Source organism: Amycolatopsis albispora, from assembly GCF_003312875.1.
Lineage (GTDB): Bacteria > Actinomycetota > Actinomycetes > Mycobacteriales > Pseudonocardiaceae > Amycolatopsis > Amycolatopsis albispora.
The window spans coordinates 4,096,014-4,121,602 of sequence record NZ_CP015163.1; the positions used below are offsets into that span (position 1 = coordinate 4,096,014).

At 69.5% G+C, this 25,589-nt stretch carries 23 protein-coding genes; 4 read left to right on the plus strand and 19 right to left on the minus strand.

Translation table 11 applies throughout. The features are described 5' to 3' along the window. The first annotated feature begins 35 nt into the window (after positions 1-35). Positions 36-626 (plus strand): isopentenyl-diphosphate Delta-isomerase, encoded by a 591-nt coding sequence (gene idi, locus A4R43_RS19070; protein ID WP_113693572.1) that lies wholly within the window; start codon positions 36-38, stop codon positions 624-626. 34 nt (positions 627-660) lie between these two features. Here idi and A4R43_RS19075 read toward each other — a convergent pair whose 3' ends face one another. The 12 genes from A4R43_RS19075 to A4R43_RS19125 all read right to left on the minus strand — a co-directional run bounded on the left by A4R43_RS19075 (position 661) and on the right by A4R43_RS19125 (position 12,232). Continuing rightward, positions 661-2,262: a solute symporter family protein gene (locus A4R43_RS19075; RefSeq protein WP_113693573.1), complete on the minus strand. Its 1,602-nt coding sequence runs from the start codon at positions 2,260-2,262 to the stop codon at positions 661-663. Next, positions 2,259-2,633 (minus strand): DUF485 domain-containing protein, encoded by a 375-nt coding sequence (locus A4R43_RS19080; RefSeq protein ID WP_113697720.1) that lies wholly within the window; start codon positions 2,631-2,633, stop codon positions 2,259-2,261. The genes A4R43_RS19075 and A4R43_RS19080 overlap by 4 nt, the downstream gene beginning before the upstream one ends. 67 nt (positions 2,634-2,700) lie before the next feature. Further along, on the minus strand, positions 2,701-4,473 hold the full coding sequence (locus A4R43_RS19085; RefSeq protein WP_113693574.1) for a sodium/solute symporter: 1,773 nt from the start codon (positions 4,471-4,473) through the stop codon (positions 2,701-2,703). After that, positions 4,470-4,817, minus strand: coding sequence for a hypothetical protein (locus A4R43_RS19090; protein WP_113693575.1), 348 nt, complete (start codon positions 4,815-4,817; stop codon positions 4,470-4,472). Before A4R43_RS19090 ends, A4R43_RS19085 begins: the two co-directional genes overlap by 4 nt. Before the next feature lie 3 nt (positions 4,818-4,820). Then, complete coding sequence (locus tag A4R43_RS19095; RefSeq protein ID WP_113693576.1) at positions 4,821-5,600, minus strand: LytR/AlgR family response regulator transcription factor; 780 nt, start codon at positions 5,598-5,600, stop codon at positions 4,821-4,823. Further along, positions 5,600-6,640, minus strand: coding sequence for a sensor histidine kinase (locus A4R43_RS19100; RefSeq protein ID WP_113693577.1), 1,041 nt, complete (start codon positions 6,638-6,640; stop codon positions 5,600-5,602). The genes A4R43_RS19095 and A4R43_RS19100 overlap by 1 nt, the downstream gene beginning before the upstream one ends. Before the next feature lie 80 nt (positions 6,641-6,720). Further along, positions 6,721-7,530 (minus strand): nuclease, encoded by an 810-nt coding sequence (locus A4R43_RS19105; RefSeq protein ID WP_236809120.1) that lies wholly within the window; start codon positions 7,528-7,530, stop codon positions 6,721-6,723. A gap of 133 nt (positions 7,531-7,663) precedes the next feature. Beyond that, positions 7,664-9,073, minus strand: a complete 1,410-nt coding sequence (locus A4R43_RS19110) for an amidohydrolase (RefSeq protein WP_113697721.1) — start codon at positions 9,071-9,073, stop codon at positions 7,664-7,666. Positions 9,074-9,420: 347 nt separating this feature from the next. Then, complete coding sequence (lpdA, locus tag A4R43_RS19115; protein ID WP_113693579.1) at positions 9,421-10,821, minus strand: dihydrolipoyl dehydrogenase; 1,401 nt, start codon at positions 10,819-10,821, stop codon at positions 9,421-9,423. A gap of 17 nt (positions 10,822-10,838) precedes the next feature. Beyond that, the gene (locus A4R43_RS19120; protein WP_418190833.1) at positions 10,839-11,615 is read right to left on the minus strand and encodes a lysophospholipid acyltransferase family protein; all 777 of its coding nucleotides are present in this window, start codon (positions 11,613-11,615) and stop codon (positions 10,839-10,841) included. Positions 11,616-11,623: 8 nt separating this feature from the next. Continuing rightward, entirely contained in the window at positions 11,624-11,797 is a 174-nt protein-coding gene (locus A4R43_RS42810) for a hypothetical protein (RefSeq protein WP_162788516.1), read from the minus strand. A 27-nt stretch (positions 11,798-11,824) separates the two neighbouring features. Beyond that, on the minus strand, positions 11,825-12,232 hold the full coding sequence (locus A4R43_RS19125) for a nitroreductase family deazaflavin-dependent oxidoreductase (RefSeq protein WP_113693580.1): 408 nt from the start codon (positions 12,230-12,232) through the stop codon (positions 11,825-11,827). Positions 12,233-12,377: 145 nt separating this feature from the next. Between A4R43_RS19125 and A4R43_RS19130 the strand changes: the two genes are divergently transcribed. Then, positions 12,378-13,616 (plus strand): MFS transporter, encoded by a 1,239-nt coding sequence (locus A4R43_RS19130; RefSeq protein ID WP_113693581.1) that lies wholly within the window; start codon positions 12,378-12,380, stop codon positions 13,614-13,616. On the opposite strand, the gene A4R43_RS19135 is transcribed toward A4R43_RS19130, so the two are convergent. The 7 genes from A4R43_RS19135 to A4R43_RS19165 form a co-directional block, all read right to left on the minus strand. Then, positions 13,572-14,420: a sugar phosphate isomerase/epimerase family protein gene (locus tag A4R43_RS19135; protein ID WP_113693582.1), complete on the minus strand. Its 849-nt coding sequence runs from the start codon at positions 14,418-14,420 to the stop codon at positions 13,572-13,574. The two genes, A4R43_RS19130 and A4R43_RS19135, sit on opposite strands and share 45 nt — an antisense overlap. Positions 14,421-14,431: 11 nt before the next feature. Continuing rightward, positions 14,432-17,887 carry a ThuA domain-containing protein gene (locus A4R43_RS19140; RefSeq protein ID WP_113693583.1) on the minus strand — a complete coding sequence of 1,152 codons (3,456 nt, stop codon included), beginning with the start codon at positions 17,885-17,887 and terminating at the stop codon, positions 14,432-14,434. Positions 17,888-18,171: 284 nt separating this feature from the next. After that, entirely contained in the window at positions 18,172-19,170 is a 999-nt protein-coding gene (locus tag A4R43_RS19145; RefSeq protein ID WP_113693584.1) for a hypothetical protein, read from the minus strand. Between the two features lie 151 nt (positions 19,171-19,321). Beyond that, complete coding sequence (locus A4R43_RS19150; protein WP_113693585.1) at positions 19,322-20,482, minus strand: Gfo/Idh/MocA family protein; 1,161 nt, start codon at positions 20,480-20,482, stop codon at positions 19,322-19,324. 29 nt (positions 20,483-20,511) lie between these two features. Then, positions 20,512-21,333 carry an ABC transporter ATP-binding protein gene (locus tag A4R43_RS19155; RefSeq protein ID WP_113697723.1) on the minus strand — a complete coding sequence of 274 codons (822 nt, stop codon included), beginning with the start codon at positions 21,331-21,333 and terminating at the stop codon, positions 20,512-20,514. Between the two features lie 8 nt (positions 21,334-21,341). Then, positions 21,342-22,361: an ABC transporter substrate-binding protein gene (locus tag A4R43_RS19160; protein WP_113693586.1), complete on the minus strand. Its 1,020-nt coding sequence runs from the start codon at positions 22,359-22,361 to the stop codon at positions 21,342-21,344. Positions 22,362-22,378: 17 nt separating this feature from the next. Further along, positions 22,379-23,257 (minus strand): ABC transporter permease, encoded by an 879-nt coding sequence (locus A4R43_RS19165; RefSeq protein ID WP_113693587.1) that lies wholly within the window; start codon positions 23,255-23,257, stop codon positions 22,379-22,381. 131 nt (positions 23,258-23,388) lie between these two features. Here A4R43_RS19165 and A4R43_RS19170 point away from each other — a divergent pair, with 131 nt between their 5' ends. Both A4R43_RS19170 and A4R43_RS19175 read left to right on the plus strand, forming a co-directional pair. Beyond that, positions 23,389-24,420 (plus strand): LacI family DNA-binding transcriptional regulator, encoded by a 1,032-nt coding sequence (locus A4R43_RS19170; protein WP_113693588.1) that lies wholly within the window; start codon positions 23,389-23,391, stop codon positions 24,418-24,420. After that, a complete protein-coding gene (locus A4R43_RS19175) occupies positions 24,417-25,574 on the plus strand; it encodes a mandelate racemase/muconate lactonizing enzyme family protein (RefSeq protein WP_113693589.1) in 1,158 nt (385 codons plus the stop codon). The genes A4R43_RS19170 and A4R43_RS19175 overlap by 4 nt, the downstream gene beginning before the upstream one ends. Positions 25,575-25,589 lie beyond the last annotated feature (15 nt).

The following is a 25,589-nucleotide window of genomic DNA, read 5'->3' on the forward strand; positions in this document are numbered from 1 at the left end:
CCGCCCGCCGCCGGTCGCGGATTAGTGTCTAACCCATGACTGAGCAGGTGGTTCTCCTCGACCAGCAGGGGCACGCGATCGGTGTCGCCGACAAGGCCGGCGTGCACCACGCCGAAACCCCGTTGCACCTGGCCTTTTCCGCCTACGCCTTCAACGAGCGCGGCCAGTTCCTGCTGACCCGCCGGGCGCTGCGCAAGCGCACCTTTCCCGGGGTGTGGACCAACAGCTGCTGCGGGCACCCCGCGCCCGGTGAGGACATGGCCGACGGCATCATCCGGCGGCTGTCCCAGGAACTCGGCCTGACCAGCGTCGGCATCGACCTGGTGCTGCCGGAGTTCCAGTACCGCGCGGAGATGGACGGGGTGGTGGAGAACGAGAAGTGCCCGGTCTGGCGGGTCGAGGTGACCGGCGAGCCCGAGCCGGACCCGGCCGAGGTGGACGCCTACCGCTGGGTCGAGTGGGACCGGCTGGTCAGCGAGATCGACGACGGCAGCCAGCCGATTTCGCCGTGGTGCCGCGAGCAGCTGACCGGACTGCGTGAGCTGGGCCCGGATCCGCTCGACTGGCCGTCCGCCGAGCACCACCGCCTGCCTCCTGCCGCACTCGTGAGTGCGCGGGGCCGGTAACCGACCCCGCGCACTCACGACCCCGGGGGTGGGGTCAGTGCGAGACGGCTTTTTCCGCTCCCGCTCCAGTGAGGGAACGGACCTCCATCTCGGCGTACTTGTCCTCGTTGTGCTCCTTCGACAGGACCGTGCCCAGCCAGCCGAGGAAGAACGACACCGGGATCGAGACGAGCCCGGGGTTCTGCAGCGGGAACCAGTGGAAGTCCACGCCCTTGATCATCGACGTCGGCAACCCGGACACCGCGGGCGAGAAGATGATCAACACGACCGTGACGCCGAGGCCACCGTAGATCGACCACAACGCGCCCGAGGTGTTGAACCGCTTCCAGAACAACGAATAGAGAATGGTCGGCAGGTTCGCCGAGGCCGCCACCGCGAACGCCAGTGCCACCAGGAAGGCGACGTTCTGGTCCTTGGCCAGGATGCCGCCGACGATGGCCACCGCGCCGATGACAAGCGCGGTGATCCGGGCAACGCGGACTTCGGCGTTGCTGTCGGAGACCTTGCCCTTCTTGATCACGTTGGCGTACACGTCGTGGGCGAACGACGCCGACGCGGTGATCGTCAGGCCCGCCACGACCGCGAGAATGGTCGCGAAGGCGACCGCGGCGATGAAGCCCAGCAAGATCGGGCCGCCGAGTGCCTGCGCCAGCAGCGGTGCCGCCGAGTTCTCCTTGCCCGGTGCCTTGTTGATCGCGTCCTTGCCGACGATGGCGCCCGCGCCGTAGCCCAGCACCAGGGTGAACAGGTAGAACAAGCCGATCAGCGCGATCGCCCAGACCACGGACTTCCGCGCGTCCTTCGCGGTCGGCACGGTGTAGAAGCGCATCAGCACGTGCGGCAGACCCGCGGTGCCGAGCACCAGCGCGATGCCCAGCGACAGGAAGTCGATCTTCGAGGTGTCCGAGACGCCGTAGCGCGCACCTGGGTTCAGCACGGAGTCCGAACCGGCGCGCTCGACCGCACTGGCGAGCAGCTCGGAGAGGTTGAAGCCATAGCGCGCGAGCACCCAGATGGTCATCGCGAAGGCACCGGTGATCAGCAGCGCGGCCTTGATGATCTGCACCCACGTGGTGCCCTTCATGCCGCCGACCAGCACGTAGATGATCATCACCACGCCGACCACGGAAATGACCACCGCCTGGCCGACCCCGGACGAGATGCCCAGCAGCAGCGACACCAGGATGCCCGCGCCCGCCATCTGGGCCAGCAGGTAGAAAAAGCTCACCGCCAGCGTCGAGGTCGCCGCCGCCGCGCGCACCGGGCGCTGCTTCATGCGGAAGGCCAGCACGTCGCCCATGGTGAACTTGCCGGTGTTCCGCAGCAGTTCCGCCACCAGCAGCAACGCCACCAACCAGGCGACCAGGAACCCGATCGAGTACAGGAACCCGTCGTATCCGTAGACCGCGATCGCGCCCGCGATGCCGAGGAACGAGGCGGCCGAAAGGTAGTCACCGGCGATCGCGACGCCGTTCTGCGGACCGGAGAACGCGCGACCGGCGGCGTAGTAGTCCGACGCGGTCTTGGTGTTCCGCGACGCGCGGAACACGATCACCAGCGTCACCACCACAAAAGCACCGAAAATGCTGATGTTCAGGATCGGGTTGGAGCCCTGAACTCCCTGTGCGAGGTTCACTTGGCCTCCCCTTCGGCGTTTCCGGTGTTGCCGGCGCCTTCGATGTCGCCGCGGATCTTGTCGGAGACGGGGTCCAGATGACGATTCGCGTGGCGCACATACAACCCCGTGATCACGAAGGTCGAGACGAACTGGAGCAAACCGAGCACCAGGCCGACGTTGATGTTGCCGACCAGCTTGGTGGACATGAACCCGTGCGCGTAGTCCGCCAGCACCACGTAGAGCAGGTACCAGCCGAGGAACAGGCCCGTCATCGGGAACACGAAGATCCGCAGCCGCCTGCGCAACTGCTGGAACTCGGGACCGGACTGGACCGTCTTCCAGTCCACGTCTTCGCCTGGTGGCCCTACGGCGGGTTCAGAGATGCTCACGTCGACCTCCACGTCGAGGGGTGTGTGCCGCGACACAGTAGGGAGGCGGGTCCGGACCGCGTAAGGATCAGCGGACGAATCGACGGGCCATGCGACGAACGGTTGACGAACGACCGCTGGTCCGCGATGAGTGGCCTGGATCACGGCCCTGCAACAGCCGCTGGTTCAAGTAAGGGCTGCGTCCTTCACCGAGGTGCAGGCGGAGCATCGCGTCACGCGACCAGGCGGGCGGGCGTCCGCGCAACGACACCAGCACCATGGTGGCGAAGGCGAGCGGCACCGACCACGGCGCGGGCTGCGCCACCAGAATAGCCTGCCAGCCCGGCAAAGCTGGGCCGAACAGCGTAGTGGCGATGGCTCCGGCCGACGCGGTCAGGCCGACCACCACCCCGCTGATCGCGCCGGTGGTGGTCAGCCGCGGCCACCAGATTCCCAGCACCAGCAAGGGACAGAAGGTGGACGCGGCCACGGTGAAGCCCCAGGTGACCAGGACGCCCGCGTCCAGCCGGACCGCGGGCAGCGCCAGCAGCACCACCGCCGCCGCGGCGGCGAGCACGGTGAACCGCATCTGCCGCAGCCCGCCTTCGAGCAGGTCGTGGGAGATCGCCCCGGCCACCGCGAGCAGCAAACCCAGTGACGTGGCGAGGAAAGCGGCGAACGCGCCCGCGGTCAGCAACACGGTGAACAACGCGCCGGCCGGGCCGGGATCGACCACCGCCGGCAGCGCGACCACCGCGGTGTCGGTGGCGTCGGACAGGTACAGGTGCGGCACCAGCACCGTGCCCAGCACCCCGTAGATGCCGGGGAACAGGTAGAAGGCGCTGAGCAGCAACACCGTCAGCGCGGCGGTTTTCCGCGCGGCGCGGCCGTCGATGCTGGTGTGGAAGCGCATCAGCACGTGGGGCAGGCCCATCGTGCCGAGCATGGTGGCGATCAGCACCGCCCACGTGCTCAGCACCGGGTAACCGGCGTTCTGCGGGTCCAAAGTGGGCAAATCCCAACCCGGTCCGCCCGGTGCTTCGTTGCCCACCGACGGGGCCGGCGCACCGGCCGGGAACACGATCGTCCGGCCCGCCTCGATTTCCTTGCTGCCGACGGGAATCAGCTCGGTGGTGCCGTCGGGCGCGCGGACCTCGGTGGGCACGCGGAACTCGAGCGTGGCCCCGACGCGGAATTCGATGGTGGTGTCGTGGCTGAAGTGGGTGAACTCCTTGGGGTCCACCGCCTGCGCGCGCACGTCGGGGCCGACCTGGAACACCAGCCAGGCCGCGGGCACCAGGAACAGCACCAGTTTCAGGAAGAACTGGAACGCCTGCACGTAGGTCGCCGCGCGCATCCCGCCCAGTGACAGCGTGGTCGCCGCGGCCACCCCGGCGATCACCACGCCGACCCAGTACGGGGTGCCGCCGACCGCGCCCAGCACCAGCCCCGCGGTCCGGAACTGCGGCACCAGGTAGAGCCCGCCGATCACCAGCACCACCACCGCCGCGATCCGGCGCAGCACCGGGGACGCCAGCCGCGCCTCGGCGAAGTCGGGCACGGTCAGCGCACCGGACCGGCGCATCGGCGCGGCCACCAGCACCAGCATCGCCACGTACCCCGCGGTGAAGCCGACCGGGTACCAGAGCGAGCCGATGCCGTCCTTGACCACCAGCCCCGCCACGCCGAGGAACGACGCGGCGGACAGGTACTCACCGGAGACCGCGGCGGAGTTGAGCAACGGCGAAACCCGGCGGGAGGCCACCAGGAAGTCCGAAGTGGTCCGCATCGCGGCCACGGCACGCAGCCCGACCAGGATCGTGATGAGGACGACCGGGGCGACGGCGAGCGCCGCGATCATTCGCGGTCCTCCGCGTGCTCGGCCCGGCGCAGCTGCCACCGCGCCAGCACCACCAGCACCGGGTACGGCAGCACCGCCACCGCCAGCCACGAAACCGGGATCGTGAACACCCGCACCTCACCCAGGGCGGGCAGCAGCGACAGCAGCAGCGGCAGGCCGAGCAGGAAGGTGAACAGCAGCACCAGCGCGGTCACCGCCATCCGCCGTTGCGCGCGGTAGATCCGCACCGCCCGCCCGGCGTCGGCGGCCTCCAGCTTCGCCACCGGCGAGCGTGTCCTCGCGCGACGGCGGGAGTGCGCCAGTCGCGTCTGCGGGCTGGTGACCGCGACCCGCTTCGTGCGCACCGGCTAGGCTCCCCGTCCCGGGCTGTCCAGCTCACCTCGATGCGCCGCGCTGAGCAGCTGCTCACGCAGTTCACGCGCGTGCCTGCGGCTCACCGGGACGTCACCGAGATCGGTGTGCGCGAGCAGCCCGCCCGCCGAATCGCTGCGCAGCTCGCGGACCGCCGACAACGCCACCAGGTAACTCCGGTGCGCGCGGACAAAACCCGCCCCACCCCAGTACTCCTCCATACGGGAGATCGGGATGCGCACCAGGTGCACGCCGGACGGCGTGTGCAGCCGGACGTAGTCACCGTGTGCCTCGACGAACTGCACCTCGCTGCGGCGCACGTACCGGGTGCGCCCGCCGACCTCGACCGGCAGCGCGGCCATCGCGTCGGTTTGCCGCGTGGCCGGTTCGGCACCGCCACCGCCGCCCGCCATCTTCACCACGCGCGCCAGGGTGGCCGAAAGCCGTTCCGCGCGAACGGGTTTGAGCAGGTAGTCGATCGCGCCGATGCCGTACGCGGCGACCGCGTGCTCCTCGTGCGCGGTGACAAAAACGATCACCGGCGGTTCGCTCAGCTTCGCCAGCAGGCCGGCCATCTCCAGCCCGTCCAGGCCCGGCATGGAGATGTCCAGGAACACCGCGTCGAACGGCTCGCTCTGGATCATCCGCAGCGCGGTCACCGCGTCCGGCGCGCCGCTGACCGCGGCCACCTCGGGCGCGTCCTCCAGCAGGCGGCACAGCTCGGCCAGCGCGGGCGGCACGTCGTCCACGGCGAGCACGCGCAGTCCATCGGCCATCACGGCATCACCCCCGGCTGGAACCGCGGCACCCGCAGCACCACGCGGGTCCCGGCGTCCTTCGCGGTCTCCACCACCAGCCCGTACCAGGGCCCGTAGACGCTGCGCAGGCGCTTGTCCACGTTGGCCAGCCCGAGGCTGTCCGGATCGCCCTGCCCGGCGAGAATGGCCTCCGCCTTCTCCGGCTCCATGCCGACCCCGTCGTCCTCCACGCTGATCACACAGTCCGTCCCCTCGGCCACGCCGGAAACGTGCACCACTCCCTTGCCCGGCGACGGCTCGATCCCGTGCCGGACCGCGTTCTCCACCACCGGCTGCAGCACCAGGTACGGCACCGCCACCGCGAGCACCTCCGGGGACACCCGCACCTGCACGGTCAGCCGCTCCCCCAGCACCGCGCGCTGCAGGGCCAGGTAGGTCTCGATGGCGTGGAACTCGTCGGCGAGCGTGGTGTACTCGCCGTGCCTGGCCAGGCTGTACCGGATGTAGTCGGCGAAGTCGAGCATCAGCTCGCGGGCGCGATCCGGTTCCGACCGGACGAGTGAGGCGATCACGGTGAGTGCGTTGTAGACGAAGTGCGGGGAGATCTCGGCCCGCAGCGCGCGCAGCTCGGCGCGGGCGGCGTTCTCGGCGGAGGCCTCCAGCCTGCCGCGCTCCAGCGCGTCGGCCACCCAGCCGGTGACCTCGCGCACGGCGGCCCTGTCCGGCCTGCCGCAGATCACCAGCACCCCGGCCAGGTCGTCGCGGGCGTAGAGGGGTTGCGCCTGCGCGGGCGGGCGGCCGCTGGCCGTCTCGGTGTGCAGCACGTTGTGCACCAGCGCCCCGGCGTCCACCCCGGCCGGGGGATGCCCGGCCCAGACCACGGCGCCGGACAGGTCGGCCAGCCCGATGGCGTCGGCGTCGAGCAGGCGGCGGATGCCGCGGGCGGCGTTGCGTGCCCCGCGGCCGCCGAGCCCGCCCTTGAGCTCCGCGGCGATCTGCCGGGCGGTGTGCAGCACCTCCGCCGGCTCCGCCCTGGGCAGCGCGCGCAGCCCCGGCATGCGTGCTCCCCTCGTCGTCGAAGTGGCTAGATGGTAGCCGCTGTCCGAGGGTGAGCGCGTGACAGCGCGGCGCGGTCGGGTCAGGCCTCCAGGAAGACGATGCGTTCCGGGTCGACGGTGAGGCGCAACTGCTGGCGCTTGACTTCGACCAGGGTGGCCAGCTCGGTGGCGTGGCCATCGGGCGTGGTGAACAGGCGGTCGTCGCGCGTGTCCAGGTAACGCGCGAAGTTGGCCAGCGAGACCCCGCCGCTCTCGTCCAGCCCGAGGTAGTCGACCAGGCGCCGGAACAGTTTCGGCAGCAGCACCACTTCTTCCTGCAGCTGCTTCCGCGAGGTCAGCCGGAATCCTTCGGTGGAGACGTCGTGCGCCCAGATCCCGGCCTTCTTCTCCCGCGCGGCCGTCGCGGCGTCGGCCATCGCCTGACGCAGGTCGACGTAGAGCAGCGAGTAGAACGTCGGGAACGCGTGCCCGGCGGCGAGCTGTTCGAAATTCGCCGAATTCGCCACTCCCTTCGCGTCCAGGTGCACCTGGCTGCCATCTTTCGCGCGGCCGCGCTGCCCGCGGAAGGCGAACGAAACCGGGCGCCCGTACTTGTCGGCGAACCGCGTCAGGATGTGTCCCGGCACGCTTTCCGGACTGGCCGAGACAACCGTTCCGTCTTCGTCCCTTTCCACCGACCTGAAACCGAGTTGCCGCAGGAGCGCGTCGGCGCCCTCCTTCGCCAGCGCGGGATGCTGGTGCCACCTCCCGCCACCTGGCGCCTGGCTCTGGTAATGGGTTTCCAGCGCGTCGATGCCTTCGAGGCGCAGTTGTGCGCCGCCACGCGAGTTCAGCCGGACACGCAGCCCGGCTTTGAGGAACGCGTCACCGTCGGTTGGGTAAAACCGCACCGAATCACCGTCGGGCGATGCTCCGACGATCTGAAAGGTGCCCTTGATCAAAGTCAGCGTCATGGGGCCATGCTAAGTAGCGAAGGTCGCAATTACAGGTGCATCAGCCATTCAGCCCAATGAATGGAAGGTTTCAGAATGTGCGGCGCCCGCCGAGCACGGTGGCGGTGACCGGAACCGAACGCAGGTTGGCGGTCCGCAGGTCCGCCGCGACCACCACCAGGTCGGCCACGTCCCCGACCGCGACCGTGCCCCGCCCACCGCAAGCGGCGCGCAACGCGGCTTCCAGCGGTATCGCCTGCTCGGGGTGCCAGGCCGGCCGGTCGTCGTCGGTCCGCGCCACCGCCGACGCGATCCCGTCCCACGGGTCGAGCGGCGCCACCGGCGCGTCCGATCCGAACTCGAGCGTGGCCCCGGCGGAAAGCAAGGCGCGGTAAGGGAAGGCGTCGGCCGTGCGACCGGCCCAGTGGTGGTCGGCCACGTCCCGGTCGTCCGGCTGGTGCGCGGGCTGCACGCTCGCCACCACCCCGAGTTGGGCGAAGCGCGGCACGTCCTCGGCACGCACGAGTTGCGCGTGCTCGATCCGCCCGCCGAGGCCGAGTGCCTCGAAGGCGTCCAGCGCGAGCGTGTTCGCGTGATCACCGATCGCATGCACCGCCGGCGAGATACCGTGCTCGGCGGCGCGTCGCATCAGTGCCACCAGTTCGTCGTAGGGCAACTCCAGCAGGCCGTGGTCGCCGCCGTCGTAGGCGTGGTGGCAGTAGGCCGTCCTGGTGTTGAGCGAACCGTCCACGAAGAGCTTGTACGGGCCGACGCTCAGCAGGCCGTCGGTGTCGCCGGTACGCCGGCCCAGCGCGATGGTGGTGTCCAGCAGGTGCCGCGCGATCACGCACGAAACGCGCGTCGGCAGCGGACCGAGTTCCCGGCGCCGCTGCCACGCGGTGATCGTGTCGGTGTACTCGTAGTCCGCGATCTTGGTGACGCCGAGCGCCGCCGCGGCCTCGGCGGCCTCCAGCACCCAGCGGTCCACCACCTCCGGCGGCGCCGACGGCAGCTCGGCGGTGGCGCTCATGCAGTCGTTCTCGAGCAGGACGCCGGTCGGGTGCTCCCGGCCGATGAGGGAGAGGGCCGCCGGGCTCAGCCACAACGTGTGCAGGTCGGCGCTGAACAACGCGATCGGCTGCCCGGGCAGCGCGCGCTCGAGCAGATCCTTGTGCGGTGCGTCCGGCCAGAGCCCGTCGCGGAAGCCGTGCCCGAGCACCACCTCACCCGGCCGATGCCCGTGCCGCACGAGCAACTCCACCACCTCGGCGGCGGAGGTCGCGTCGCCCAGCGGAATGCGCCGGCGGGAGGCCGCCCACTGTTCACAATGGACGTGGGAGTCGACCAGCCCGGGCAGCAAGGTGCCCCCGTCCCCGTCGACCACCTCGGCGCCGCCCGGCGCGGCGTCCCCGATCGCGGCCACCCGCCCGCCGGAGACGCGGACGTCGACCAGCGGCCCGTCGAGCCCCAGCCGCACGTCGCGCAGGAACAACTCACTCACCGCGATCACCCTCCACACCCACTAGACGACGCCCTCCGATCATGCCCGCCACCCCTCCGCCAGGTGTCACGAAAGCCACATTCGAGACGCCAAACGTCTCGAAAGCCACATTCGTGACACCGCAGCCGCCCTGCCAGCTCCGCCATCCCAACGCAAGGTGAGCCCACTGTCCTCCCAACGGGAAGCCGGGCACCAAACCCAAGGCCAGGCCGCCCACACCACCCCCGCCCCCGATCCACCGCCCAAAACACGGCGAAGAAGCCCTTGTCAAGGTACTCTTTCCAGCCTTGACAAGGGCTTCTTCGCCGTAGTCACAATAAAAAATCGGGGCGGCCCCCAAGAACCACCTACATGTTGATCATATGCCCAGCCAGCCCATGCACGGCTTCCTTGACCGCCTCCGACAGCGTCGGGTGCGCATGCACGTTCCGCGCCACCTCGTGCACCGTCAAATCCCACTGCTGCGCCAAAGTCAGCTCCGGCAGCAACTCCGTCACATCGGGCCCGATCATGTGGGCCCCCAGCAACTCCCCGTATTTCTTGTCGCTGATGATTTTCACGAAACCGACCGGATCCGCCAGCCCGTGCGCTTTCCCGTTCGCGGTGAACGGGAACTTCGCCACATTGACGTCGAAGCCCTTTTCCCTGGCCTGTTCCTCGGTCCAGCCGAACGAAGCCACCTGCGGCTGGCAGAACGTCGCCCGCGGGATCATCTGGTAGTCCAGTTCCATGGTTTCCGCGCCACCGATCGTCTCGGCCGCGATGATGCCCATGGACTCCGCCGCGTGCGCCAGCATCAGCTTCGCGGTCACGTCACCGATGGCGAAGATGTGCGGCACGTTCGTCCGGCAGAAGCCGTCGATCGCGATGGCGCCGCGCTCGGTCAGCTCGACGCCGGTGTTCTCCAGGCCGTAGCCCTCCACCCGCGGCTGGAACCCGATGGCCTGCAGCACCTTGTCCGCTTCGAGCGTCTGCTCCTTGCCGTCCTTCGACACGGTCACCCGCACCTTCGCCCCGGACTCGTCGATCGACTCGACGCGGGTCGAGGTGAGCACCTCGATGCCGAGCTTCCGGTACCGGCGCGCCAGCTCCTTGGACACCTCGGCGTCCTCCAGCGGCACCATCCGGTCCAGGAACTCGACGATGGTGACCTGCACCCCGTAGTTGTGCAGCACATACGCGAACTCGACGCCGATCGCGCCGGCCCCGGCGATGATGATGCTCTCCGGCAGCTCGCGGGTGAGGATCTGCTCCTCGTAGGTGACCACCCGATCGCTGACCGCGGTCCCCGGCAGCAGCCGCGTGGTCGCGCCGGCGGCGATGATGCAGTTGCCGAAGGTGATCGTCTCGCTACCGCCGTCGGTGAGCGCCACCTCGAGCGTGTTGGCGTCGGTGAAGCTGCCCCGCCCGGAAAACTCGGTGATCTTGTTCTTCTTCATCAGGAAGTGCACGCCCTTGACGCGCCCCTCCGCGACCTGGCGGCTGCGGTCGTGCGCCACCCCGAAGTCGAAGCTGACCGACCCGTCGACCTGGATGCCGAACGTCTTCGCCTCGTTGTGGAACAGGTGCGCCAGCTCGGCGTTGCGCAGCAGCGCCTTGGACGGGATGCAGCCCACGTTCAGGCAGACCCCACCCCAGTACTTCTCCTCGACGATCGCCGTCTTCAGTCCGAGCTGGGCAGCGCGCACGGCCGCGACGTACCCGCCGGGCCCCGCTCCCAGCACCACCACATCGAAATGAGCACTCATGGTTGCAGCCTATGCCCCTAACGGGTGACGGGTGGGGTCTGGCCGCGGACTTCACCGAGGAGGGTGGTGACGGCCGTCATGATCCGGTCGGTGGCCTCCCGCAGCACCGCCGCCGTCGGGTCCGCGCCGACCAGGTCGGACAGCTCGACCGGCGGCCCGGCCACCAGCTGGACCCGCGGCCGGCGGAAGAACCGCGGCAGCGGGCTGCCCGGCGGCAGCAGCTCGTGGGTCCCCCAGTTGGCCACCGGCACCACCGGGACCCCGGTTTCCAGCGCGATCCTGGCGATCCCGGTCTTGCCGCGCGACGGCCAGTGGTCCTCCTCCTTGGAGAACCCGCCCTCGGGAAAGACCACCACGCACTCCCCGCGCCGGACCGCGCCCACCGCGTCGCGGTAGGCCCCCGACGCCGTCGGCTTGCCCCGGTGGACCGGGATGTGCCCGCCCCCGGACATGATCGAGCCGACCAGCGGCAACCGCCACAGCTCGGCCTTCGCCAGGTACCTCGGCACCCGGCCGGCCGACAGGCAGAACGCGGTCAACGTGGTCGGATCGGCGTAGGACAGGTGGTTCGACGCCACCAGCACCCCGCCGGACGCGGGCAGGTGCTCGGTGCCGCGGAAGCTCTGCCGCGAGCCGAACACCAGCATCGGCCAGATCACGTCGATCGCCAGGCCGTACCAGAACCCGCGGCCGCGCCGGGGGAACCGCCTGGTCACCGCCACCGCCTGCCGGAGCGTGAAGGGACCCCGCCCGGAATCGAGCGGGGTCCACCTCGGATTCTTCTTCCGCAGCACGCCGGGCCCTAGCGGTCCGAGTCGGCTTCCACCGGCCAGTCCGCCAGCTCGCGCACGATGCGCTGCGCGCGGACCAGTCCCGGCACCTCGGCCGGGTTCAGCTCACCCCGCTCCGCCTGCCGTTCGGCTTCGGCGAGCTTGGCGAGCAATCCGGCGACCTCCACGGTCGGCTCCTGCGACATGGCGCTCCCTGGTGACCGCGCCGGGACTCAGCCCTGGCGCTCCAGCACGACCACGGGGATCGGCCGGTCCGTCTTCTTCTGGTACTCATCGTAGTCAGGCCACACCGCCGCCATCTTCGGCCACAGCACCGCCTTCTCCTGCTCGCTGGCGGTGCGGGCCCGCGCGGTGAACTTGTCCGCCTTGACCTGCACCTTCACCTCGGGGTTCTCCTGCAGGTTGAGGTACCAGCCGGGGTGCGAGTCGGCGCCGCCCTTCGAAGCCACCACCACGTAGTCGCCCTCGTGCTCCTGGTAGATCAGGGCGAACTTGCGGTCCTGCCCGGTCTTGCGGCCCTTGGTGGTGAGGATGAGCACGGGCGCGCCCTTCTGCCAGTCGTGCCCTTCTTCCCCGTCGGTCTCCTCGTATCGGCGGACGTGCTCGTCACCGAACAGCATGGAAAAGCTCCTCTCCGTACAGGTTCTCCGGTCAGCACAGACGCCTGCCCGCGCCCCGCTATTCCGCGGCCGCGGGATTGGCCCAATCGACCTGGTCCGTCATTGGACCTTCCGACATGCCAATGTGGCTCCTACCGTCACTGCCATGAGCGTTCTCCCCCAGCCTGGACCACCTCGGGTGCTCGCGCTCGCCCAGCTGATCAACTCCTGCGGTGACGGCGCCTTCTACGTCACCTCGGCGCTGTACTTCACCCGGGTGGTGGGCCTGTCGGCGACCGAGGCCGGGTTCGGCCTGACCGCGGGCTGGGCGGCGGGCTTCCTGGCGAGCGTGCCGCTGGGCGCGCTGGCCGACCGGCGTGGTCCGAAAGCGACGGCCGTCGCGCTCGCGCTGGGCACCGCGGCCGCGGTCGGCGCGTTTGTCTTCATCAGCTCGTTCGCCGCTTTTGTGCTGGCCGCCTGCGTTTACGCCTCGATGCAATGTGGACTGGCGGCGGCCCGGCAGGCGCTGCTCGCCGCGCTGGTCGACCAGGCCGAGCGCACGCGGACGCGGGCCCGCCTCCAGTCCAGCACGAACGCCGGGCTCGCGGTCGGTGCCTCGCTCGGCGGGCTGGCGCTCTACGCCGACACCCGGCCCGCCTACCTGGCGGTTTTCGCCGTGGACGTGGCCGGGTTCGTGGTCGCCGCGCTGCTCCTGCGCCGCCTGCCGCCGACGCCGCCCGCCCCGGCCAGGACCGCGGGCGAACCACGGCTGGCCGTGCTGCGCGACCGGCCGTACGCGCTGGTGTCGCTGCTCAACCTGGTCATGCAGCTGCACATCCCGATGATCGGACTGGCGATTCCACTGTGGATAGTCGAGCGCACGGCAGCCCCCGGCTGGACGGTGTCCGGGCTGCTCGTGCTCAACACGGTGAGCGTGGTGCTGTTCCAGGTCCGCGTGGCCCGCCGCGTCAAGGACCTGACCAGCGCGAGCCGCACGATCCGGTACGCGGGCGTGTTACTGCTCGCCTCGTGCGCGGTCTTCGCCTTCTCCACCACCGGCGGACCGTGGACCGCCGCGCTCATCCTGCTCGGCGCCGCCGCGCTCCAGGCGCTCGGCGAAATGATGCAGGCCTCCGGTGCCTGGGAAATCAGCTTCGCGCTGGCACCGGACGGCAGGCACGGCCAGTACCAGGGCTTCTTCGGCTCGGGCTTCGCCGTGGCCAGGATGATCGGGCCGCTGGTGCTGACCACGCTGGTGCTCTCCGGCGGCACGCTCGGCTGGCTGGTGCTCGGTGGTGCCTTCCTCACCGCCGGGCTCGCCATGGGCCCGGCGGTGAGGTGGGCTGCCGCGAACCGCCCGCTAGAAGCGGACCGTGCGCAGGTACTCGTAACTGCGCGCCGCTGAGTCCAGCGGCACCTTGGGCTGGTCGTGCTCGACCACGTACTCCCGGATCCCGGACTGGGCGTGGGCGCGGAAGATCTCCGGCCAGTCGAGGATGCCGTGCCCGACGTCCTCGAACGAGCCGTTGGGCGCCATGTCCTTCACGTGGTAGACCGGGAACCGCCCCGGATACCGCGCGAAGTACGCCAGCGGGTCGTACCCGCCCTGGTAGATCCAGTAGATGTCCAGCTCGAAGTTCACGAACCGCGGATCGGTCTCCTCGACCAGGATGTCGTAGAGCACCCGGCCGTCGACGGTCTTGAAGTCGACCCCGTGGTTGTGGAACAGGAACTTCAACCCGGCGCTGCGGGCGAGCACGCCCCACCTGCCGAACTCCGACGCCGCCAGCTGGTAGCCGGCGACCGTCTGCAGTGAACCCGGCAGCGAGGGCACGACGATGTACCGCACCCCCAGCGCCCTCGCGGTCTCGATCTCCTTGACCGCGTTGGCACGCATGGCGTCCCAGCTGGTGTGCGTGAGCACCGCCCGCAGCCCCGCCTTGTCGAGCATGGCGCGGAACGCCTGCGGGCTGTGCCCGTAGAGCCCGCTGACCCCGACCGTGGCGTAGCCGATCGTGCCGAGCGCGTTGAGCGTGCCCTGCGCGTCCGCGGTCATCAGCGAGCGCACGGTGTACAGCTGGATGCCGATGTGGTCCAGCGGCACCGAGGTCAGCGGCTCGGCCGCGGCGACCGCGCTGATGCCGCCGGTGAGCCCCAGCGCCACCGTGGTTCCGGCGGCCAGCTTCAGGAAAGTACGTCGTGATTCCACAGCTGCTCCCTTCAGTTGACCGTCACGACCACGTGGCCGTTGCTGGTGACGCCGGTGTCGTCCACCACCGTGAGCCGGGCGGTGTAGGTACCCTTGCGCGGGTACGCGTGGCTCGCGGTCTGGCCGTCCGCCTTGGTGTTGTCACCGAAGTCCCAGTGGTACTCGGTGATCGTGCGACCGGCGGGCGGGGTGACCTTCGCGCTCAGCGCCACCGTCAGCGGCGCCGCGCCCGAAGCCGGGGCCGCCGTCACGTCCACCGCGGCGTTGATGCCCGGCAGCGTCGCGCCCTGCCCGTTGAACTGCAGCCAGTCCAGCGAAAGCAGGTCCGCCTTGCCCGGTGCCCACTCGGGGTTGACGAACACCGCGTGCAGCTTGATCGGGCGGCCCGGATCGGTCAGCGGCACGGTCGGGGAGACCAGGTTGCCCCAGCCGCCGGTGTTCGGGATGGCCACCGAGCCGAGCAGCGGCCCGGTCGGCGAATCCGCGCGGAACTCGATGGTGCCGCCGAGCCCGCCGGAACCCGCGCCGACGGTCACCGAGCCGATGTCCTTGAGGTTGATCGGGTCGTAGGCCACCCAGTCACCGTGCTCGATCTCGCCGAGGCGCTTGCCGGCCGACGCGCCGCTGTTGTTGATCGTCTGCGCGCCGCCGTTGGTGCCGCCGGTGCCCTCGTGGTGCTCGGCCTCCTTGCGCTTCGGCTCCAGGGTCAGGTGCGCCGACCCGACCAGGCTCGGCGCGCCGCGGCCACCGGAGTCGGTGTAGGTGGCGCTGAGCGCGGCGAACAGGTTCTGGCCAGGGCCGTGGCTGCCGCCGGCGTCGGTCTGGACGGTGCCGGTGCAGCCGGTCACGTTGTCCATCGGGTGCAGGTGCGAGTCGTGCCCGAGCTGGGACTGCACCACCACCTTCGAGCAGTCGATCCGGCCGTCCTCGCGGTCGGTGACCTCGACGGTGAACGGGATCCGGTCGCCGAAGTCGAACATGCCGCCGTGCACCGGCGTGGTCACCTTGACCTCCGGCCGGGTGTTGCCGGGCGTGATCTCGGCAACCGCGACCCCGGTGAGGTCGTTCGTCGTGCTGGTGACGGTGAGCCTGGCGGCGAACCGGCCCGGTTCGGTGTAGACGTGCGTCGGGTTCGGCTCGGTCGAATCCACCGTGCCGTTGCCGTCGAAGTCCCAGGCGTAGGTGATCGGCTCGCCGTCACCACCGCCGGTGCCCTCGCTGGAGAAGTTCACCGTCAGCGGCACACGGCCGTTGTCCACCGAAGGCGTCACCTTGGCCGACGGCGCGCGGCCGTTGGCCACGTAGTCGATCCGGTAGATGCCGGCGCCCTCGTTGCTGCCACCGCGGCCGGTGCCGCTGCCCGCGCCGAAGTCGATCACGTACAGCGAGCCGTCCGGGCCGAACTCCGCCTCGAAGGGCTGGATCCAGCTCATCCCGCCGAGCATGCTGTTGATCGAGTTCAGGTCACCGGCCTTGACCGGGCCGAATTTCGGGTCGGTGAAGGTCTGGTCGGCCTGCTGGACCGACATCGCCTTGAACCACTTGCGGGTCAGCTCGTAGTTGAGCCACTTGCCGTCGAAGTACTCCGGGAACTTGGTGACCAGCGGGTTGTCCGGGTTGTGATCGTAGACCGGGCCGCCCATCGGGCCACCGCCACCGGTGCCCAGCTCGGGGAACTCCTTCGAGGCCGAGTAGGCGTACCAGACCCACGCCGGCGTCGCGGGCGGCAGCTCGGTCAGGCCGGTGTTGTTCGGTGAGTCGTTGACCAGCTTGCCGCAGTCGAACTTGCCCTTGTTGGTGTTGGTGGCGAAGTCCCAGTCGTTGAACGGGGTGTTGTTGCCGACGCAGTACGGCCAGCCCTGGTTGCCCGCCTTGGTGATCCGGTCGAACTCGACCGTGCCCTCCGGGCCGCGCTCGGGATTGGCGGCGCGTGAGTCCGGGCCGTAGTCCCCGACCAGCAGCGCGCCGGTGTGCGGGTCGACGGTGATCCGGAACGGGTTGCGCATGCCCATCACGTAGATCTCGGGGCGCGTCTTCTCGGTGCCCGGCGGGAACAGGTTGCCCTCGGGCACGGTGTAGGTGCCGTCCGGCTGGGGCGTGATCCGCAGGACCTTGCCGCGAAGGTCGTTGGTGTTGCCCGCGGTGCCCTGGGCGTCCCACGCCCGGCGGCCTTCGCGCTCGTCGATCGGGGTGAAGCCGTCGGAGGCGAACGGGTCGGTGTTGTCGCCGGTGGCGATGTAGAGGTCGCCGCCCTTGCTCATCGCCAGCGAACCCGCCATGTGCGAGTTGGCGCGGCCCTCACCGCGGAAGGTGGGGATCTCCAGCAGGCGCTTCTCGCTGGCCGGGTCCACGGTGTCACCGGTGACGGTGAACCGGGAGACGTTGAGCCGTTTCTCCACCTTGTCCGAATAGAGCAGGTACAGGTGGTGGTTCTCGGCGAAGCCGGGGTCCAGCGTGAGCCCGAGCAGGCCGTCGGACTGGCTGGTCATGTCGGAGCTGTACTGGAAGTCCAGCGCGGTGCTGATCTTCAGCGTCTGCTGGTCGATGATCTTCAGGGCGCCGGTGCGCTGGATGTAGAACACCCGGCGGTCCGGGGCCACGGCCAGCTCGAACGGGTCGGCCAGGCCCTGGGTCTGCAGCGGCACCCGCTGGAAGTTCTTGTCCTGGGTGGCCCCGCACTCACCCGGCTTCGCGCCGGAGGCCCATTCGATGCCGCCGAGCAGGTGGTTCAGGAACAGCGGGTCGGCGAACTTCTCCTTGGCGTGCCCGCCCGCGGTGAACCAGGAGCGGCCGCCGTCGTAGTTCTGGCACCACGACCACGGGTGCTCCAGGCCCTGGTCCAGACCAGGGAGGCCGTCCCCGATCTTGATCTGGGCCAGCGTGTGCACCTTGCCGGTCGGGTTGACCTTCCAGTTGTACCACTCCTCGTGCTGCTCCCAGAGCTCCGGAAGGTCCTTTGTGGACGGGTGTACCCGGTCCAGCACCTTGACCCGGCCGACCTGCGGCGTGGGGTGGTGGGTGAAGATCGCGCCGACCAGGCCCTCGTACCAGGCCCAGTCGCGCTCGCTGGCCGAGGCCGCGTGGATGCCGGTGTAACCGCCACCGGCCTGGATGAAGCGCTGGAAGGCCGCGCGCTGCTCGGCGTTGAGCAGGTCGCCCTTCTCCGGCGTGGAGTTGGTGTTGTTGAAGATGATCGCGTCGAACCGGGCCAGGTTCGCGTCGGTGAACGCGGCCGCGTCGTCGGTGGCTTCGACGTCGAACTGGTGCTCCGCGCCGAGCTTCTCGATCGCCGCGATCCCGGCCGGGATCGAGTCGTGGTAGAAGTTCGTGACCTTGGAGAACACCAGTACCGAGAATCTGGCCTGTGCCGCGGCTGGTGCCGCGGTCAAGGCCGCCGCCATGGCCGTGGCCAGCAACAACCCGGCCAAAGCCGACCACCTGGTTTTCGCACGGGACTTCAACCGCATCACGGGGTCCAACCTCTCTGTTGGCGTTCGCTGCGATGTGGTTGCCATCGGGAGTCCGTCGGGGGTATCGGCGGATCCAGGTTTCCGCTGGGTGTGCCGCGTTAAGGCCCTCGTACCGGGTCGTACTCGGGCCTTGGCGCGGTGCGGCCAGCGGGAAGCTGGGCCGTCGAGATCCTCGGCGGACTCCCGATGGCGACCACTAACCGTGGGTGCGGCACCTGGCGGGTGCCGCACCCACGGTTTGGAGCTACTTCCCCAGCCCGTTCAGCGCGGTGTGGTGCGGATCAGAGCTGAGCGGGCCCAGCGACGGCGGCCGCGTTCTCGGCGGCGGAACGGCGCTGGTCGACCTTGGCCTGGGCCTCGGCCTCGGGGCTGACCGCGGCCGACCGGGCGGCGAACCCGGAAGCGGAAGCGGACAGGTTTTCGAACTGACCGGAGACGGTGCCGCGCACGCGGTTGTCCGATCCGGTCGGAGCCGGGGAGTTGCCCGTGCCGGCGAGGTTGCCCCGGATGATGTTGTTGCTCACGCGCACGTCGGCGGTGTTGTCGGAGATCGTGACGTTGCCGCCCCAGTAGCTGGCCTGCGTGCAGCCGATGACCGGGCCGTCGGCGCCGATCTGCAGGGTGTGCGAGTTGCCGGTGTAGGTGGCGTTGCCGTAGACCTCACCACCGCAGAACACCGAGCCCAGCGTGGCGCCCGAAACGCTCAGGTTGGCGCCGACCACCACGTTGGTCAGGTCCAGGTAGGACACCCCGGTGCCGGTGACCGACTTGGCGAACTCCGAGTTCTCCGCGTAGACCTCACCGACGGTGGAGGTGACGTCGCCGCCGACCTCGGCACCGCTGAGGAAGGCGTAGGTGGAGCGCTCGGGGTGGGCCGCGGCGGAGACCTTGACGTTGCCGCCGACCGGACCACCGGAGAGGAAGGTGCCGTAGGCGTCGGTGAGCACCACGTCACCGGCGATCTTGGTGGCCTGCGCGTCGAAGAAGCCGTCGTCCTGCACTGCGACACCACCGTCGAAGGTGCCCCCGGTGACGACCAGGTTCGCACCCGGCTCCACGGTCACCGAGCCGGTGACTCTGGTGCCGTCCAGCACGCACGACTTGCCCGATGCCACCCGGAGCTCACCGGGCACGGTCACGGCGCCGCCACTGCCTTCGCAGAAGGTGACAAAACCGGCGCTCGCCGGGGTCGCCAGCGCGACCAGCCCGAGGCTGGAGCTGGCGGCGGCCAGGGTGAGCGCGGCCAGGGACTTCGTGCGGGCATGACTGAGACCGAACATGTGGACCTCTTCCGTTTCAGCGTCGTTTTAGTTCCGGTTGGGTTTTATTCAAGAAAACTGAAAGAAAGCGCTATCAGTTACCCCTGTGAACATTAGATTCGGAATCCTTGAAGTCAATCGAGCATTCGGGGCAACAGACTTCACGCAATGCCTACAGCTTCAAATCCGGAACGTCAAGACGCCTGCCCGCACGCCAGGCCCGTAAGCCCAGTTCAGCGAGCTGGACCCCCCGCGCGCCGGCCAGGAAGTCCCAGGGGAATTCCTCACCCAGAACCACGTGCTTCAGGAAAAGCTCCCACTGAACCTTGAATCCGTTGTCGAACTGTTCGTTGTCCGGGACCTCCTGCCACTGGGCGCGGAAGTCCTCGCCTGCCGGGAGGTCCGGGTTCCACACCGGCTTCGGCGTCATCGCGCGGTGCTGCACGCGGCAGCGCCGCAACCCGGCCACCGCACTGCCCTCGGTACCGTCCACCTGGAACTCGACCAGTTCGTCGCGGAACACCCTGGTCGCCCAGGACGAGTTGACCTGCGCGATGATGCCGCCGTCGAGTTCGAAGATGCCGTAGGCCGCGTCGTCCGCGGTGGCCGGGTAGGACCGGCCCGCCTCGTCGACCCGCCGCGGGATGTGCGTGGCGCCCTGGCACTGCACGGTCCGCACGCCGGCGAAGATCTCCTCCAGCACGTACCGCCAATGGCAGAACATGTCCACGATGATTCCGCCGCCGTCTTCGGCGCGGTAGTTCCAGGACGGCCGCTGCGCCTCCTGCCAGTCGCCTTCGAACACCCAGTAGCCGAACTCACCGCGCACCGACAGGATCTGCCCGAAGAAGCCGCCGTCGACAAGCCGCTTCAACTTGCGCAAACCGGGCAGGAACAGCTTGTCCTGGACCACCCCGGCCTTGACCCCCGCGTCACGCGCCAGCCTGGCCAGCTCCAGTGCGCCCTCGGTGTGCTCGGCGGTCGGCTTTTCGGTGTAGATGTGCTTGCCCGCCGCGATCGCCTTCTTGATGGCGTCCGCCCGCGCGCTGGTCACCTGGGCGTCGAAGTAGATCTCGGTGTCCGGCAGGGCCAGTGCCTCGTCCAGGTCGGTGGTCCACCGGTCGATGCCGTGGTCCTTCGCGATCGAGGCCAGCTTCGCCTCGCTGCGCCCGACCAGGATCGGCTCCGGCAGCAGCACGGCGCCGTCGGCGAGCCGGAGCCCGCCCTGCTCGCGAATGGCCAGGATGGACCGCAGCAGGTGCTGCCGGTAGCCCATCCGGCCGGTCACGCCGTTCATCACGATCCCGATCGACCGCTGTTCGATCCCCGCCATGCCAGCCCTTCCCGAAGTCTTCGAATGTGTCAGTCGGCCGCGGAGGCCGAGCCGAGGTGGTCGCGGATCACCCTGGTGGCGCGCGCGAACTCGGGCTCCGCCATGGTCGCCGCGTACTCGCGCTCGACCGGCAGGTCCACGTCGACGACGCCGGCGATGGTGCCGGGGCGCGCGGTCATCATCACCACCCGGTCGGCCAGGTAGACCGCCTCCGCGATGGAGTGCGTGACCAGCAGGATCGTGGTGCCGGTCTCCTGCCAGATGCGCCGCAGCTCGACGTTCATCTGCTCCCTGGTCAGCGCGTCCAGCGCGCCGAAGGGCTCGTCCATCAGCAGCACCGGCGGCCGGTGCAGCAGCGCGCGGCACAACGCCACGCGCTGCTGCATGCCCCCGGACAGCTCGTGCGGATAGGCGTCCTCGAACCCGGCGAGGCCGGTCATCTCGATCAGCTCGTCCGCCCGGCGCCGCGCCGCCTCCGGCTCCATCCGGCGCATTTCGGCCTGCAGCAGGATGTTCTTGCGGGCCGAGCGCCACTCCAGCAGTGCCGCGCGCTGGAACACGTAACCGATGTCGCGGCGCGGCCCGGTGACCTCCGCGCCGAGCACGCGCACCCCGCCGGTGGACGGCTTGAGCAGCCCGGAGGCCAGTTTCAGCAGGGTCGACTTGCCGCAGCCGGACGGGCCGACGATCGCGACGAACTCCCCCGGCTCGACCTTCAGCGTCACCTCGTGCAGCGCGGTGACGTCCCGCTTCTTGGTGCGGAAGCGGACCGCGACGTCGGTCAGTTCGACCGCGTGCCCGGTGCCCGTCGGCGTGGTCGGCGTGATCGGCGTGGATGCAGCCGTGCTCATGTCGTCCGTCATCCCTTCGGGGCGAGCGCGCCGTCCCAGTAGGCGCTGGGCTCTTCGGCCTTCTGGATCACGCCGGCGCTCGCGAAGATCTCGATGGTCTTGCGCCAGTCGGCTTCGTCGTTGACGCCGGGCGCCTTGCCCTGCGTCGCCTGGGTGTTGAGCAGTTCCAGGGTCTTGGCGAACTGCTCGGTGAGCACCGGCTTCGACGGCAGCTGCTCCGAGGAGCCCTGCATCGCGTCCACCGCGGCGGCCTGGTCGCCCTTGGCCGCGGTCCAGGCCTCACTCGAGGCGGTGACCATGCGCTGCACCAGGTCCTTGCGCTCGGTGAGCGTCTTCTGCGAGGTGAGCAGGCCGTTGGAGAAGAAGCTCAGCCCGTGCTCGGCGAAGCGGAGGTAGGAGACCTGCTTGCCGGCCTTCTCCTGCATGGTCGGGCCCTGGTCGGTGGCGTAACCGAGCAGCGCGTCGGTCTGGCCCGACATGACCGCGGCCATCTTGCCGGCGGCGTCGGTGTTCTGCAGGGTCACGTCACCTTCGGCCAAGCCGTTCGCCTTGAGGAAGGCGGGGAACGTTTTGCTCAGCGCGTCACCGGCGGTACTGGCGATCTTCTTGCCCTTGAGATCGGCCGGCGTGGCGATTCCCTTGTCCGAAAAGAACTGCACCGAAGACGGGGTGGTCTGCAGGAAAACGCCGATGCTCTTGACCTTCATGCCCTGCCCGACCCCGGCCAGCAAAGCGGGCGTGTCGGCCCAGCCGAAATCGGTCTGGTCGGCGCCGGTGGCCTGCACGGTTTTCTGCGAACCCTGCCCGGCGCGGATTTCCAGGTCGATCCCGTGCTTTTCGAAGATCTTCTTGTTCTTGCCGTAGTAGAACGGGGCGTGTTCGCCGTACGGGTACCAGTTCAGCGTGAGCGTGACCTTGTCCAGGGTCTTGCCGTCGGCACTGGTGGACTGCGGCGTTTCCGAGCCACCGCAACCGGTGGCCAGCAGCAGCACCGCGGCGGCTCCTGCGGCGAGAGCGCGGAGTTTCATTCTTGAACGCCTCTTCTCTACAGCGTTGTAGTGACGTTGTCGGACCGGCGGCTCGCGTGCCACGGCAGCACGAGCGCCTCGAGCCATTCCACGATCAGGAAGAGCAGCACACCCATCAGCGAAATGATCACCAGTCCGGCGAACAGCGTCGGGGTGTCGAAGTTGCCGTTGGCCTGCTGGATGATGAAGCCGAGCCCCTCTTCGGAACCGACGAACTCACCCACCACGGCACCGGTCACCGCCATCGTGGCGGCCACCTTGAGCCCGGAGAACAGGTGCGGCAGCGAAGCCGGGAACCGGATCTTCCAGAAGGTCTGCCACGGCTTGGCGCCCATGGTGGCGGACAGTTCCAGCATTTCCGGGTCGATCGACTTGAGCCCGGTGACCATCGAGATGACCACCGGGAAGAAGGCCATCAGCACCGCCACGATCACCTTCGGGCCGAGCCCGAACCCCAGCCACACCACAAAAAGCGGGGCGACCGCGATCTTCGGGATCACCTGGGCGAACAGCAGCAGCGGGTAGAGGCTCTTCTCGATCGTCGACGAGTAGACCATCACCACCGCGGCGAACACGCCGATCACCGTGGCGATGACGAAGCCCAGCAGCGTTTCGTAGGTGGTGGTCCAGGCGTGGTCGAGGAAGTAGTCCGGCTTGGCGAGGATCGTCTCCAGCGTGACACCGGGTGAGGCGACCTCGTACGGCTCCACCAGTTCCGCCGCGGTGATCGCCCACCAGCCGGCGAACAGCAGTGCCAGCAGGACGAACGGGCGCCACGAGCGTTCGAGGAAGCGCGCGAAGCGATCGCCGGCACCCGGCCGCTCGCGTTCGACCACACCGCCCGGTGAATCTCCCACCGGTTGCCCGAGACCCTCGGTCGGGGTTCGCGTGACCATGACCCTCCGTCCTGCGAGGCACACCCGAAGGTGCGCTTTCCCGGCCCTGAATGCGCTTTCTGAATGCGCTTTCAGGTAGAGTATGCACACCAGACAGGCCGGTCAAGGAGTTCATGCAGAGGGGAGCCGCGATGAACGGTCGTCCGCACGTCACGCTCGAGGACGTGGCCCGCGCCGCCGAGGTTTCCCTGGCGACGGCGTCGAGAGCGCTGAACGGCACCACCAAGGTGCGTGCCGACCTGCGGGACCGCGTGGTGGCGGCGGCCGAGAAGCTGGCCTACACCCCGAACGCGCACGCGCAGGCGCTCGCGGGTGCCTCGCACCGCACGGTCGGCGTCATCTGCCACGACGTGAGCGACCCGTACTTCGCCGCCATCGCCCGCGGCGTGATGCGGGTGGCCGGGGACAACGGGCTGCTGGTGATGCTGGCCAGCACGTTCCGCGACCCGCAGAAGGAGATCGCGTACGTGTCCATGCTGCGCGCGCAGCGGGCCTCGGCGATCCTGCTGATCGGTTCCGGGTTCGAGGACAAGACCTGGGAGAAGGCGCTGGCCGCGGAGATCGACCCGTACCGCCGCGGTGGCGGGCAGGTGGCCGTGGTGAGCAGGCACCGCAGCCTGCGGGTGGACACCGTGCAACCGGAGAACCGCGAGGGCGCCGCCGCGCTGGCAAAAGCGTTGCTGGCGCAGGGACATCGCCGGTTCGCCGTGCTGTCCGGGCCGCGTGCGCTGACCACTGTGGTCGATCGGCTCGGCGGTTTCCGCGACGGGCTGGCCGAAGCCGGGATCGAGCTGGCCGAGAGCGACATCGTGGAGGCGCCGTTCACCCGCGACGGCGGCTACGAGGCGATGAACGAGCTGATCGGGCGCGGCCTGGACAGCGGCTGCGTGTTCGCGGTGACCGACGTGATGGCGATCGGCGCGCTCACCGCACTGCGCGAGGCGGGCATTTCGGTGCCTGGTCAGGTGTCGCTGGCCGGCTTCGACGACATCCCGGTGGTGCGCGACCTCGATCCCCCGCTGACCACGGTGGCGCTGCCGCTGGAGGAACTCGGCGAGAAGGCGATGGAGCTGGCTATCAAGGGCAACAAGGGCAGCCGCAGCCGGATCCTGCGGCTGGCGGGCGAGGTGGTCCTGCGGTCGAGCACGGCGGCACGCCGATGAAGGACCTGGTGGTCGAGCGGGTGGAGACCTTCGCGGTGGCCCTGCCGACGCTGCGCTCGTTCGGGGTCGCCGGTGGTGCCGTCGCGGTGGCGGGAAGGCCCAGCGTGCGCGTGCTGGTGAAGGTCAGCGCGGACGGCGTGAGCGGCTGGGGTGAGGCCACGCCCATTCCGGCGTGGACCTACGAAACCGCCGAGTCGATCGTCTCCACCATCGACCGCTATCTCGCGCCCGCCATCCTCGGCAGGCCGTGCTGGGACCTCGACGGGATCACCGCGGTGTTCGACCGGGTGATCAACCGGGGCTTCTCGATCGGCGCGCCGCTCGCGAAATCCGCGGTGGACCTGGCGTTGCACGATCTGCTCGGGCGCGCGCTCGGGGTACCGCTCGGCGTGTGGTGGGGGCAGCGCCGGGCCGAGCGGATCGAGCTGGGCTGGATGGTCTCCGGGCAGACGGCGGACGAGGTGGCCGATCGGGTCGCCGAGGGCCTCGAAGCCGGTTATCGCGCGTTCAAGGTGAAGATCGGCCTGCACTCCGAAGCCGAGGACCTCGCCGTGGTGCGGGCCGTCCGGGAGGCGGCCGGGCCGGACGCGCCGCTGTGGGTGGACGCCAACCAGGCCTACGCCGTGGACGAGGCGGTGCGGATCTCCCGCATCCTGTCCGAATTGGACGTTCACGCATTCGAACAGCCGTTGCCCGCCAACGACGTGGCTGGGCTCGGCAGGCTGCGTGCCGAATCGGCGGTGCCGGTGGCGCTGGACGAAAGCCTGCGGCACCCGAGCGATCTGGCGACCTTCGTGAAACTGGGTGCGGTCGACGTGGCGATCGCGAAGGTGCAGCGCAGTGGCGGGCTGACGCTTTCCCGGCGGTTGTGCGCGCTGGCCGAGGACAGCGGCGTGCGGTTGATGGGCTCCGGGCTGACCGACTCGGATCTCGGGCTGGCCGCTTCTCTGCACTTGTTCGCCGCCTTCGGCATCGGCACGCCGGTGGACCTGAACGGCCGCCAGTTCGTCGAATCCGCTTACGCCACCGGGGAAACCGTGCGGGTCGACGGCGGCACCGCCCACGTGCCCACCGGTCCGGGGCTCGGGGTCGACGTCGACGAAGCGGTGGTCCGGGAACTGTCCTTCGACGTGCTGCGCGCGGGAGTGCCCTGACGGCCCCTTGTTGTT

Coding starts and splice junctions, on each gene's coding strand:
- lpdA (WP_113693579.1), bottom strand. CDS start 10,821: ATGAGTGCTCATTTCGATGTGGTGGTGCTGGGAGCGGGGCCCGGCGGG.
- A4R43_RS42810 (WP_162788516.1), bottom strand. CDS start 11,797: ATGTCGCAGGAGCCGACCGTGGAGGTCGCCGGATTGCTCGCCAAGCTC.
- A4R43_RS19125 (WP_113693580.1), bottom strand. CDS start 12,232: ATGCTGTTCGGTGACGAGCACGTCCGCCGATACGAGGAGACCGACGGG.
- A4R43_RS19140 (WP_113693583.1), bottom strand. CDS start 17,887: ATGCGGTTGAAGTCCCGTGCGAAAACCAGGTGGTCGGCTTTGGCCGGG.
- A4R43_RS19160 (WP_113693586.1), bottom strand. CDS start 22,361: ATGAAACTCCGCGCTCTCGCCGCAGGAGCCGCCGCGGTGCTGCTGCTG.
- A4R43_RS19150 (WP_113693585.1), bottom strand. CDS start 20,482: ATGGCGGGGATCGAACAGCGGTCGATCGGGATCGTGATGAACGGCGTG.
- A4R43_RS19175 (WP_113693589.1), top strand. CDS start 24,417: ATGAAGGACCTGGTGGTCGAGCGGGTGGAGACCTTCGCGGTGGCCCTG.
- A4R43_RS19095 (WP_113693576.1), bottom strand. CDS start 5,600: ATGGCCGATGGACTGCGCGTGCTCGCCGTGGACGACGTGCCGCCCGCG.
- A4R43_RS19165 (WP_113693587.1), bottom strand. CDS start 23,257: ATGGTCACGCGAACCCCGACCGAGGGTCTCGGGCAACCGGTGGGAGAT.
- idi (WP_113693572.1), top strand. CDS start 36: ATGACTGAGCAGGTGGTTCTCCTCGACCAGCAGGGGCACGCGATCGGT.
- A4R43_RS19155 (WP_113697723.1), bottom strand. CDS start 21,333: ATGAGCACGGCTGCATCCACGCCGATCACGCCGACCACGCCGACGGGC.
- A4R43_RS19130 (WP_113693581.1), top strand. CDS start 12,378: ATGAGCGTTCTCCCCCAGCCTGGACCACCTCGGGTGCTCGCGCTCGCC.
- A4R43_RS19170 (WP_113693588.1), top strand. CDS start 23,389: ATGAACGGTCGTCCGCACGTCACGCTCGAGGACGTGGCCCGCGCCGCC.
- A4R43_RS19145 (WP_113693584.1), bottom strand. CDS start 19,170: ATGTTCGGTCTCAGTCATGCCCGCACGAAGTCCCTGGCCGCGCTCACC.
- A4R43_RS19085 (WP_113693574.1), bottom strand. CDS start 4,473: ATGATCGCGGCGCTCGCCGTCGCCCCGGTCGTCCTCATCACGATCCTG.
- A4R43_RS19100 (WP_113693577.1), bottom strand. CDS start 6,640: ATGCCGGGGCTGCGCGCGCTGCCCAGGGCGGAGCCGGCGGAGGTGCTG.